We start from the raw sequence: 12031 nt of genomic DNA, 5'->3' as shown, positions 1-12031 counted from the left end.
GACTTCGTCACTCACACAGGCCTCGCGGGGCCGTCCGCAGAGGCACCATGGTGAGTCGGGGCCCGCTCGTCCATGGGACTGCGGCTCCAGGCGATCGGGGCGTGAGGGAGTATGGGTCGTGGATGGGCTCATGCCCTCCACTAGTGAGACGTTTTGACCGGACATGTCTGACACCTCCTCGTCGCCCACTGTAGCGATCGAGATCGTCACGCGGGTGAGGTGTGTCACTCTGGGTGGCCGGCAACAGTGAAGCTACTGGCGGGTAACCTGGCTGACATGTCCGCCGCCCCGGCATCGTTCCGGCGCTCAGGACAGGGCCGACCGCAACGGTGCGTTCAATACAGGAGGGTCGTAGGAGCGCGATGAACATCGTCGTACTGGTCAAGCAGGTACCCGACTCCGGTGCCGAGCGCACCCTTAGCGCTGATTACTCGGTGGACCGAGCCTCGTCGAGCAACGTCATCAACGAGATGGACGAATACGCCATCGAGGAGGCGCTGAAGATCAAAGAGGCGCACGGTGGCGAGGTGACCGTCCTGACCGTCGGTCCGGCGGGCGCGACCGACTCCATCCGCAAGGCCCTCTCCATGGGACCCGACAAGGCCGTCCACGTGCAGGACGACGCGCTGCACGGCTCCTGCGCGGTCGCCACGTCCAAGGTGCTCGCCGCCGCGCTGCGCACTCTGAACGCCGACCTGATCATCAGTGGCGCCGAGTCCACCGACGGCCGGGTCCAGGTCGTCCCGCACATGCTCGCCGAACTGCTCGGCGTGGCCGCCCTCACCGGCGCCCGCAAGCTCACCGTGGACGGCTCGCAGCTGACCGTCGAGCGGCAGACCGACGAGGGCTACGAGGTCGTCACGGCCGCGACCCCGGCGATCGTCAGCGTGTGGGACACCATCAACGAGCCTCGGTACCCGTCTTTCAAGGGCATCATGGCCGCCAAGAAGAAGCCGGTGCAGGCCCTGTCCCTCGGTGACCTGGGCGTCGCCGGTGACGAGGTCGGCGCGGCCGGCGCCACCAGCCAGGTGCTGGAGTTCACGAAGCGCCCGGCCCGCACCGGTGGCGCCAAGGTCGTCGACGAGGGCAACGGCGGCGAGCAGCTCGTCTCGTACCTCGCCACCGAGAAGTTCGTCTGAGTCCGAGGGGATACGAGAGCAATGGCTGAAGTACTGGTCGTCGTCGAGAACGGCGTCAAGAAGGTCACCCTCGAGATGCTGACGATCGCCCGGGGGCTGGGGTCCGTCTCGGCGGTGGTGTTCGGCGAGGCCGACACCGCGAAGCTCGGTGAGTACGGTGCCGAGAAGATCTACACGGCGTCCGGTGAGGACGTCGAGGGCTACCTGGTCGCCCCCAAGGCCACCGTGGTCGCCGAGCTGGTGAAGCGGGTCTCGCCGGCCGCCGTGCTGCTCGCCTCCACTCAGGAGGGCAAGGAGATCGCCGCCCGTCTGGCCATCAAGCTGGACAACGGGCTGCTCACCGACGCCGTCGGGCTCGACGCCGACGGCACCGCCACCCAGGCGATCTTCGCCGGGTCGGCGATCGTCAAGTCCAAGGTCACCAAGGGTCTGCCGATCGTCACGATCCGGCCGAACTCGGTCACCCCGGAGGCGTCCGCCGCCACTCCCGCGGTCGAGCAGCTCACCGTCGCTGTCACCGACAGTGACAAGCTGACCAAGGTCGTGGAGCGGGTCGCCGAGCAGAAGGGCTCGCGCCCCGAGCTGACCGAGGCCGGCATCGTGGTCTCCGGTGGCCGCGGCGTCGGCAACGCCGACAACTTCAAGCTGGTCGAGGAGCTGGCCGACCTGCTCGGCGGCGCGGTCGGCGCGTCGCGGGCGGCGGTCGACAGCGGTTACTACCCGCACCAGTTCCAGGTCGGGCAGACCGGCAAGACGGTGTCGCCGCAGCTCTACGTGGCGCTCGGCATCTCCGGCGCGATCCAGCACCGGGCCGGCATGCAGACGTCGAAGACGATCGTCGCGGTCAACAAGGACGCCGAGGCGCCGATCTTCGAGCTGGCCGACTTCGGCGTGGTCGGCGACCTCTTCAAGGTGGTCCCGCAGGCCGCGGACGAGATCCGCAAGCGCAAGTAACACCGGCATCTGGTCACGGCCCGGCGGTCCTCCGCCGGGCCGTTCCCTTTTCCTTCGGTACGCCGTACGCGGCCCACCTCGCACGGGACGAACGGGACGGCGGGGGATGCGGTTGTCGCAGCGGTGGCCCGTACCGGAGCGAGGGTGTGTTCTTGATCTTTCGAGGGTGGAGGCGCACGGGCGGCGCCCCGGGGACGGCATAAGCTTGACGGCGATGGCCTACCTCGATCATGCGGCTACCACGCCGATGCTGCCCGCCGCGCTCGACGCCTACGTCGCGGCGGCGCGTGAGCTTGGAAATCCGTCCTCGCTGCATGCGGCCGGGCGGGGCGCCCGGCGGCTGGTGGAGGAGTCGCGGGAGCGGATCGCCGCGGCACTCGGCGCGCGCCCGTCCGAGGTGGTGTTCACCGGCGGTGGCACCGAGGCGGACAATCTAGCCGTCAAGGGCATCTTCTGGGCGCGTCGGGATGCTGACCCGCTCAAGCGGCGCGTGATGGCGTCGGCCGTGGAGCACCATGCCGTTCTCGACGCGGTGGAGTGGCTCGGGCGACACGAGGGCGCCGAGGTCACTCTGCAGCCGGTGGACGCGGCCGGGCGGGTCGATCCGGCCGCGTTCGCCGAGCTGGTGACCGCGCATGGTGACGAGATCGCCGTGGTCAGCGTGCAGTGGGCGAACAACGAGGTCGGCACGGTGCAGCCGGTGGCCGAGCTGGCGGCGATCGCGGCGGCCGCGGGTGTCCCGTTTCACACCGATGCGGTGCAGGCGGTCGGGCAGGTTCCGGTCGACTTCGCCGGCAGCGGGGCCGCCGCCCTGACCCTCACCGGTCACAAGGTCGGCGGGCCGGTCGGCGTGGGTGCGCTCCTGCTCGGGCGCGACGTGCCGTGCACGCCGCTGCTGCACGGCGGCGGCCAGGAGCGGGACGTGCGGTCGGGGACCCTGGACACCCCGGGTGTGGTGGCGTTCGCCACGGCGGTCGAGGCCGCGGTCACCGAGCGTGCCGAGTACACCGCCCGGGTCGCCGCGCTCCGCGACGACCTGGTCGACCGGGTGCGGGCCGTCGTCCCGGACGCGATCCTCAACGGCGACCCGATCGACCGGCTCCCCGGCAACGCGCACTTCTCCTTCCCAGGCTGCGAGGGAGACGCGTTGCTGCTGCTCCTGGACGCGCAGGGGATCTACTGCTCGACCGGTTCGGCCTGCTCCGCCGGGGTGGCGCAGCCCAGCCACGTGCTGCTCGCGATGGGCTCCGACGACGGGCGTGCGCGGTCGTCGCTGCGGTTCAGCCTCGGTCACGACAGCACCAAGGCGGATGTGGACGCGCTGCTGGTCGCCCTGCCCGGCGCCGTGGAGCGGGCCCGGCGGGCGGGGGCCTGGAAGACGCCCGGATAGGCTTGCGTCATGCGAGTTCTTGCGGCCATGTCGGGTGGTGTCGACTCCGCGGTCGCGGCTGCCCGCGCCCGGGATGCCGGCCACGACGTCACCGGGGTGCACCTGGCCCTGGCGCGTAATCCACAGACGTTCCGGACCGGGGCGCGCGGCTGCTGCACCCTGGAGGACTCACGCGACGCCCGCCGGGCCGCCGATGTGATCGGCATCCCGTTCTACGTGTGGGACATGGCGGAGGAGTTCCACGACAGCGTGGTCGACGACTTCGTGAACGAGTATGCGGCGGGGCGCACACCGAACCCGTGCCTGCGCTGCAACGAGAAGATCAAGTTCACCGCGGTGCTGGACCGGGCCGTGGCGCTCGGCTTCGACGCCGTGGTCACCGGCCACCACGCCCGCCTGGGCGCCGACGGCCTGCTGCGCCGCAGCGTCGACCTGCCGAAGGACCAGTCCTACGTGCTGGCCGTGCTGACCCGCGCGCAGCTCGACCGGGCGATCTTCCCGCTCGGTGACTCGACGAAGGAGCAGGTCCGGGCGGAGGCGGCCGCGCGTGGTCTCGCCGTCGCCGACAAGCCCGACTCGCACGACATCTGCTTCATCTCCGACGGCGACACCCGCGGCTTCCTGGAGAGCCGGCTCGGGTCGGCGCCCGGTGACATCGTCGACGGGCGCACGGGGGAGAGACTGGGCACCCACAACGGCGCCTACGGGTTCACCATCGGCCAGCGGAAGGGTCTGGACCTGCGGGTTCCGGCCGCTGACGGTCGCCCGCGCTACGTGCTGTCGATCACTCCCGTCTCCAACACGGTGACGGTGGGCCCGCGTGAGGACCTGGCAGTCGACGTGGTGACGGCGGACCGCCCGATCTGGCACCTCCCGGATACGGACGTCCCTGACTGTGAGGTTCAGCTCCGGGCCCACGGCGAGGTGCAGAGCGCCTCGGTGTCGGTCACCTCCGACGGCCTCGTCGCCACGTTGCGGTCGCCCGCCCGTGGTGTCGCCGCCGGCCAGGCGATCGTGGCCTACCGGCCCGACCCGGGCGGCGACATCGTGCTCGGCTCGGCGACGATCACCGCCGGCACGCGGGTTGAGACGCATGCCTGACTTCCCGTGGGGCCCGGGCACGGCGACCGGCATCGGGTCGCTGCCCGGCGTCGACATCGCCGAGGCTCAGCGGATCGTGCTGGGCGAGCTGCCCGGCCTGCCGCACCTGCCCGAGCTGCCCGCACGCGGTCCCGGCGCGGACATGATCGGGCGTTCGGCCGGGCTGCTGGTCGAGTTGCCGGTGCAGCTCTACGCCGGCCGCTGGCAGATCGCCGCCCGGCCCGGGCAGGACCTTCGGCGTACCACTGACCTGCTCGAACGCGACCTGGACCAGCTGACCGAGCAGGCCGACGGATACTCCGGCCCGCTCAAGGTCCAGGCATCCGGGCCGTGGACCCTCGCGGCGAGCCTGGATCTGCCGATCGGCGGCCGGATGCTGCGTGATCCCGGCGCCGTCCGTGACCTGACCGACTCGCTGGCCGCCGGGCTGCGGCGGCATGTCGCCGAGGTGCGCAAGCGGGTGCCCGGAGCCACGGTCCTGCTGCAGCTGGACGAGCCGTCGCTGCCGTCCGTCCTGGCGGGGCGGGTGCCGACCGAGAGCGGCCTCAGCGCGTACCGGCAGGTGGACGCCGCGGACGCCGCGACCCGGCTGCGGACCGTGGTCGAGGCCGTCGACGCCCCGGTCATCGTGCACTGCTGCGCGCCGCAGGTCCCGTTGCAGGTGATCCGGGACGCGCGGGCCACGGCGGTGGCCTTCGACCTGTCGCTCCTCAAGGACCTGGACCCGCTGGGCGAGGCGATCGAGGCGGGGCTGGGGCTGTTCGTGGGCGCGGCGCCGACCCGTCCGGCCGCCGGTGCGCGGCCGCCCGAGTCGAAGCAGATCGCCGAGCGGGTGAGCACCCTGTGGCGTCGGCTCGGCTTCCCCGCGGCCCGGCTGCCCCAGCAAGTGGTGATCACCCCGGCGTGTGGGCTGGCGGGCGCGCCTGTCGACTACGCTCGCGCGTTGCTCAAGGCGTGCACGGAGGCCGGCCGCCGGATCGCCGAGGTCTGAGAGCGGAAAGTGTCGGGGGGTGGGGCTAACGTGCCACCTAGATATCCCTGACACGGAGGTTCGGTTTCAGTGGCCACACCTGAGGCTTCGTCCCGGCATGCCGAGCTGGCCGATGAGATCCGCGAGCACCAGCACCGCTATTACCAGCTGGACGCGCCGACGGTGTCGGACGCCGAGTTCGACCGGCTGCTGCGCGAGCTCGAGGCGCTGGAGTCGGAGTTCCCGGAGTTGCGGACGCCGGAGTCGCCGACCCAGACCGTCGGCGGCACGGTCTCCGGCGACTTCCCCAAGGTCGAGCATGCCGAGCGCATGATGTCGCTCGACAACGTGTTCAATCTCGACGAGCTGGCGGCCTGGGCCGAGCGGGCCGAGCGTGACGCCGGCGGGCCGGTGCGCTTCCTCTGCGAGCTCAAGATCGACGGTCTGGCGATCAACCTGACATATGACAAGGGTGTGCTCGTCCGCGCCGCCACCCGGGGCACCGGGCGGGTCGGCGACGACGTGACGCCCAACGTGCGGACCATCGCGGACATCCCGGAGCGGCTGGCCGGCGACGACGTGCCCGACCTGATCGAGGTGCGGGGCGAGATCTACTTCCCGGCGGAGGCGTTCGCGGCGCTCAACGCGATGCTGGTCGAGCAGGGCAAGCCGACATACATGAATCCGCGTAACGCCGCATCGGGCAGTCTGCGGCAGAAGGATCCGCGGGTCACCGGGTCGCGCGGGCTGGGCATGGTGGTGCACGGCCTCGGCGCGCGCGAGGGGTTCAGCCCGGCTTCGCAGTCGGCGGCCTACACGGCGATGAAGGCGTGGGGGCTGCCGGTCAGCTCCCGGTGGAAGCTGGTCGACGATCTGGCCGGGGTGCGCGAGTTCATCGACTACTACGGCGAGAACCGGCATTCCGTCGAGCACGACATCGACGGTGTGGTCGTCAAGATCGACGAGGTGGCGATCCAGGGGCGGCTCGGGTCGACGAGCCGGGCGCCGCGGTGGGCGATCGCCTTCAAGTATCCGCCGGAGGAGGTCACCACCAAGCTCCTTGACATCGCGGTCAACACCGGCCGGACCGGCCGGGTGACTCCCTATGCGGTGCTGGAGCCGGTGAAGGTGGCCGGATCCATCGTTGCCCAGGCCACTCTGCACAACGCGCAGGAGGTCGTGCGCAAGGGTGTGCTGATCGGTGACACCGTGGTGCTGCGGAAAGCCGGCGACGTCATTCCGGAGGTCCTCGGCCCGGTCCTGGAGCTGCGGCCGGCGGACGCGCGGGAGTTCGTGATGCCCAGCGAATGCCCCGCCTGCGGCACGCCGCTGGCCCCGGCGAAAGAGGGCGACATCGACATCCGCTGCCCCAACTCGCGTCACTGCCTGGGTCAGCGTCGCGAGCGGCTCACCTATGTCGGGCATCGCAACGTTCTCGACATCGACGTGCTGGGAGAGAAATCCGCCCGGGCGCTGATCGACTCGGGTGTGATGTTCGACGAGGGCGACCTCTTCAGCCTCACCGAGGAGCATCTGCTCCAGGCACCGTTCTTCGTGAAGAAGGACGGCACGCTCGGGGCCAACGCGGCCAAGATGCTGGCCAGCCTGGCCGAGGCCAAGACGCGGCCACTCGCCCGGATCCTGCGAGCGCTGTCGATCCGGCATGTCGGGCCGGATGCGGCGGGTGCGCTGGCGCTGGAGTTCGGTTCGATGGCGGCGATCGAGGAGGTCATCGAGAGGACCTCGGCGTCGGTCCCATCGTCGGACGCGGCTTCGGACTCGGTGTCGTCGGATTCGGCGTCAGACTCGATCCCGGTCGACTCTGCTCCGGCATCCGACCTGGTCTCGGTCTCGGTCGACTCTGCTCCGGCATCCGACTCGGTCTCGGTCGACTCTGCTCCGACCTCGGGTGACCCGGCTTCGTCGGACCCGGCTTCTTCGAGCCTTGCGGTGGCCTCCGGCAGCATCGTGGCGGCTGAGGCGGTTGTGGGGGAGGCGGCGGCCAAGCGGAAGGTGGCGAGGCCCGTCGATCCCCTGGCCGAGGTCGAGGGGGTGGGGCCGACCATCGCGCAGAGCCTGCGTGAGTGGTTCGCCGTCGACTGGCACCGCGAGATCATCCAGAAGTGGCGGGCGGCCGGCGTCGTGATGGCCGATGAGCGGGTCGAGCACGGCACGCGCACGCTTGACGGGCTGACCGTGGTGGTGACCGGCACGCTGGCCGGCTACACCCGCGACCGGGCGGCCGAGGAGATCACGTCCCGGGGCGGCAAGGTGAGCGGCTCGGTGTCGAAGAAGACCGGCTTCGTGGTGGTCGGGGAGAACCCGGGCAGCAAATACGACAAGGCGATGGCCCTCAAGGTGCCGGTGCTCGACGAGGCCGGTTTCGGGGTGCTGCTCGCCGACGGCCCGGAAGCGGCCCGTGCAGTGGCTGAGGCCGTCCCGGAAGCGGCCCGTGCAGTGGCCGAGGCCGTCCCGGAAGGGGTCCGTGCGGTCGCCGAGGACGCCCCGGAAGGGTGAATCGTGACGGATCCTACGTTCAGGAAGTAAGGGGCGTCTAACTACGTATAGGTGCTTTAAGGCAAAAAACCCCATATGGATCTATGGTGTATGCGATTGGTGATCGAGGCCATCGTGGAGGTCGCATGGATGCCGCTCGCCCACGGACGGACGACCGGCGGCACCGGCGCACGGTGATCGTCTCCACGGCCTCGGCCGGTGTCGCGGCCCTGGCGCTGCTGCTCGGGCCGCACGGCGCGCTGCCAACGGCCTTCTGGGCGATGGCCCTGCTCGCCGTCGTGGTCGACGCCCGGCCCTACGTGGTTCCCGGCCGCCGGGCCAGCGCGGTGATCCTGCCGTCCATCTGCTTCACCTTCGCGGTGGCGCTGGCCTGGGGCCCGGCCCCGGCGATCGCGGTGCAACTGGTCGCCGTGGCTGTGGCCGGGGCTCGGATGCGGCAGTCGTTACGGCGTACCGCGCATCTGGGTCTGCAGCACGTGGCCGCGCTCGCCGCGGCAGCCGGAGTGGCCGATCTGGGCCGGCTGCGCATCGACTCCAGCCCCGACCTGTGGGACGCCATGGTCATCTGCGTGGCGGCGATCGCCTGGATCACCGCCCGGCACGCGGTCGCCGGCCTGGTCCGCGGTCTCACCTCGGACGGCCGGGCCCCGGCCCGCCGCCGCCGGGGTCACGCCGATCTGCTGGCCTCCGCGGCGCTGCTGCTGCTCGGTCCGGTGGTGCTGGTCGCCGCCCTGGTCAGCCCGGTCCTGCTGCCGCTCGCCCTGCTGGCCCTGCACGCCGTGCACCGGATGGTCCGCTGGGCCGGCGAGTCCGAGCGGGCCACCCGGTTCGACCCGCTCACCGGCCTGCCGAACCGGCGTGCCCTGCAGGTCGCGATGGCCGAGCGCCCCGCCGACCGCCGGCGCGCCCTGCTCCTGCTGGACCTGGACCGGTTCCGCACGGTGAACGACGCTCTCGGCCACGGCGCCGGCGACCGCCTGCTGAGCCGGGTCGCCGACCGGCTGACCGCGGTGGTCCCCGCCCACGACCTGGTGGTGCGGCTGGGTGGGGACGAGTTCGCGGTGCTGGCCACCCGGGTCGAGGACCCGGCGTCGGCCCGGCGGATCGCCCAGCATCTGACCGAGGCGCTGAGCCGCCCGTTCCCGCTGGACGGGACCCCGGTCGAGTTGAGCGCGTCGATCGGGATAGCACTGCAGTCCGGTCGCCGCGACGGCAGCACGCTGCTGCGCGAGGCGGAGTCGGCGATGTATGAGGCGAAGCAGCGCGGCGACCAGGTGGCGGTGCACGGACCGGAGGCGGCCAAGCACACGCCCGACCGGTTGAGCCTGGTCGCCGACCTGCGGACCGCCCTGCGCCGGGAGCCGCCGGACGACGGGATAGTCCTCTATTACCAGCCGCAGATCGCGATCGCGACGGGCGAGGTGGTCGGGGTGGAGGCGTTGCTGCGCTGGCGGCACCCGCGGCGCGGCACGATCGGCCCGGAGGAGCTGCTGCGGGCGGCCGAGCCGACCCCGGTGATGCGCCTGCTCACGGCCCGCGTGCTGGAGGAGGTGGTGGAGCAGCTGGCGGCATGGCGTGCCGACGGGGCCCCACTGCGGGCCGCGGTCAACGTGAGCGCCCGTGACCTGCACGCCGGCGACATCGCGGACCGGCTCGGCGCGCTCCTCGACCGCTATGCCGTGCCCGCCGACCTGCTGCAGCTGGAGATCACCGAGAGCGCGCTGATGGCCGACCCGCACCGGGTGCTGGAGACGACCACCCGGCTGTCCCGGATGGGGGTGGCGATCTCGCTGGACGACTTCGGCACCGGCTACTCGTCACTGCAGCATCTGCGCAGGCTGCCGCTGTCCGAGGTCAAGATCGACCGCTCGTTCGTACTGGGCATGGCCGGCGATTCCGGGGACGCGGCGATCGTACGCTCGGTGGTCGGTCTGGCCGAGGCCCTCGGCCTGCGTGCCGTCGCGGAAGGTGTCGAGGACGAGGTGACCTGGCGTCTTCTGGCCGCCGCGGGTTGTCACACCGCGCAGGGCTGGTTCCACGCGCGCCCGATGCCGGCCGCGGATCTACGCGAATGGCTGGGCCGGTACCGCCCGGTCCGACCCGGGAATCGCGGCGAAATAGACTCTGTGGGCACATCCAAATCGTCAAGCAACGAGGGGGCAGGATGGCCGCCATCTCCCGCGAAGAGGTAGCGCACCTGGCGCGCCTGTCGCGGCTCGCCGTGACCGAGGAGGAGCTGGACCGATTCGCGGGTCAGCTCGACGTGATCCTGCAGTCGGTCGCCCGGATCGGTGAGGTGGCCGCGGACGAGATCCCGCCGACCTCCCACTCGGTCCCGCTGACCAACGTGTATCGCGATGACGTCCCCACGCCGAGCCTGCCGCACGAGGCGGCGCTGTCCGGTGCGCCGGATGCCTATGAGGGTCGCTTCCGCGTGCCGCGGATCCTGGACGAGGAGGACTGACCTGTGAGTGACCTGACCAGGCTTTCCGCCGCGGAGCTGGCTTCCCTCATCGGGAAGAAGGAGGTCTCCGCCGTCGAGGTGGCGACCGCCCACCTGGACCGCATCGACGCTGTCGACGAGCGGGTCCACGCGTTCCTGCACGTCGACCGTGAGGGTGCGCTCGCCGCGGCCCACGCCGTCGACCGTGGCGAGATCACCGGGCCGCTGGCCGGTGTGCCGATCGCCGTCAAGGACGTGGTGACCACCAAGGGCATCCCGACCACGGCCGCCTCCAAGATCCTCGAGGGGTGGCGGCCGCCGTACGACGCGACCATCGTCGAGCGGCTCAAGGCGGCCGGTATGCCGATCCTGGGCAAGACCAACATGGACGAGTTCGCGATGGGCTCCTCCACGGAGTACAGCGCGTACGGCCCGACCAACAACCCGTGGGACCTGGGCCGGATCCCGGGTGGCTCGGGCGGTGGCTCGGCGGCGGCGCTCGCGGCCTACGAGGCGCCGCTCGCGATCGGCACCGACACCGGCGGCTCGATCCGTCAGCCGGGCGCGGTCACCGGCACCGTGGGCGCGAAGCCGACGTATGGCGGCACGTCCCGCTACGGCCTGATCGCGTTCTCCTCCTCACTGGACACGCCCGGCCCCTGCGGCCGGACCGTCGAGGACACCGCTCTGCTGCACGCGGTGATCGCCGGCCACGACCCGCGCGACTCGACCTCGATCCCGCAGCCGGTGCCGGACGTGGTGGCCGCCGCCCGCCTGGGCGCGACCGGCGACCTGACCGGGGTGAGACTGGGTCTGGTCAGGGAGTTCGCCGGTGACGGCTCCGAGCCCGGTGTGAGCGCGGCCTTCCAGGAAGCGCTGCAGAAACTGGTCAAGCTGGGCGCCGAGGTCGTCGAGGTGTCCTGCCCGCACTTCGAGTACGCACTGCCCGCGTATTACCTGATCGCCCCGAGCGAGTGCTCGTCGAACCTGGCCCGCTTCGACGGCGTGCGGTATGGCCTGCGCTCCGGCGACGACGGCAACCGGTCACTCGAGGAGGTCATGTCGCTGACCCGTGACGAGGGTTTCGGCCCCGAGGTCAAGCGGCGCATCATCCTCGGCACCTACGCGCTGTCGAGTGGCTACTACGACGCCTACTACGGCCAGGCGCAGAAGGTCCGGACCCTGATCACCCGCGACTTCCAGGCCGCGTTCGAGCAGGTGGACGTGCTGGTCTCGCCGACCACGCCGTTCGTGGCGTTCCCGTTCGGGTCGCGGACCAGCGATCCGTACCAGATGTATCTCGCCGACCTGTTCACCATCCCGACGAACCTGTATGGCGGGCCGGCGATCTCGGTCCCGTGCGGTCTGTCCGAGGGCCTGCCGGTCGGCTTCCAGATCATGGCTCCGACGCTGGCCGACGACCGGATGTACCGGGTCGCCGCAGCGCTGGAGTCGGCTGTCGGCACCTTCACGCCGCCGGCGCTCTGACGGTTCCGGGGCCCTCGCGAGAGGGCCCC

General features: G+C 71.2%; 9 protein-coding genes. All 9 read left to right on the top strand.

What is annotated here, in order from left to right; translation table 11 throughout:
• Nucleotides 1-362 precede the first annotated feature (362 nt).
• The 9 genes from ACQPZW_RS43760 (at nt 363) to gatA (ending at nt 12002) form a co-directional block, all read left to right on the top strand.
• Nucleotides 363-1139, top strand: coding sequence for an electron transfer flavoprotein subunit beta/FixA family protein (locus ACQPZW_RS43760; protein WP_433791897.1), 777 nt, complete (start codon nt 363-365; stop codon nt 1137-1139).
• A gap of 21 nt (nt 1140-1160) precedes the next feature.
• Nucleotides 1161-2093: an electron transfer flavoprotein subunit alpha/FixB family protein gene (locus ACQPZW_RS43755; protein WP_433791896.1), complete on the top strand. Its 933-nt coding sequence runs from the start codon at nt 1161-1163 to the stop codon at nt 2091-2093.
• A 214-nt stretch (nt 2094-2307) separates the two neighbouring features.
• Nucleotides 2308-3483 carry a cysteine desulfurase family protein gene (locus tag ACQPZW_RS43750; RefSeq protein ID WP_433791895.1) on the top strand — a complete coding sequence of 392 codons (1176 nt, stop codon included), beginning with the start codon at nt 2308-2310 and terminating at the stop codon, nt 3481-3483.
• Nucleotides 3484-3492: 9 nt separating this feature from the next.
• The gene (gene mnmA, locus ACQPZW_RS43745; RefSeq protein WP_433791894.1) at nt 3493-4584 is read left to right on the top strand and encodes a tRNA 2-thiouridine(34) synthase MnmA; all 1092 of its coding nucleotides are present in this window, start codon (nt 3493-3495) and stop codon (nt 4582-4584) included.
• On the top strand, nt 4577-5575 hold the full coding sequence (locus tag ACQPZW_RS43740; protein ID WP_433791893.1) for a methionine synthase: 999 nt from the start codon (nt 4577-4579) through the stop codon (nt 5573-5575). Before mnmA ends, ACQPZW_RS43740 begins: the two co-directional genes overlap by 8 nt.
• A 69-nt stretch (nt 5576-5644) precedes the next feature.
• On the top strand, nt 5645-8071 hold the full coding sequence (gene ligA, locus ACQPZW_RS43735) for an NAD-dependent DNA ligase LigA (RefSeq protein WP_433791892.1): 2427 nt from the start codon (nt 5645-5647) through the stop codon (nt 8069-8071).
• Between the two features lie 125 nt (nt 8072-8196).
• Complete coding sequence (locus tag ACQPZW_RS43730; protein ID WP_433791891.1) at nt 8197-10263, top strand: putative bifunctional diguanylate cyclase/phosphodiesterase; 2067 nt, start codon at nt 8197-8199, stop codon at nt 10261-10263.
• Complete coding sequence (gene gatC / locus ACQPZW_RS43725; protein ID WP_433791890.1) at nt 10236-10535, top strand: Asp-tRNA(Asn)/Glu-tRNA(Gln) amidotransferase subunit GatC; 300 nt, start codon at nt 10236-10238, stop codon at nt 10533-10535. The genes ACQPZW_RS43730 and gatC overlap by 28 nt, the downstream gene beginning before the upstream one ends.
• Nucleotides 10536-10538: 3 nt before the next feature.
• Nucleotides 10539-12002 carry an Asp-tRNA(Asn)/Glu-tRNA(Gln) amidotransferase subunit GatA gene (gene gatA, locus ACQPZW_RS43720; protein WP_433791889.1) on the top strand — a complete coding sequence of 488 codons (1464 nt, stop codon included), beginning with the start codon at nt 10539-10541 and terminating at the stop codon, nt 12000-12002.
• The last annotated feature ends 29 nt before the right edge of the window (nt 12003-12031 follow it).

Source organism: Actinoplanes sp. CA-252034, from assembly GCF_050956125.1.
GTDB lineage: Bacteria > Actinomycetota > Actinomycetes > Mycobacteriales > Micromonosporaceae > Actinoplanes.
The sequence above is the reverse complement of the archived record's forward strand: the minus strand, read 5'-3'. Positions and strand labels throughout refer to the sequence as shown.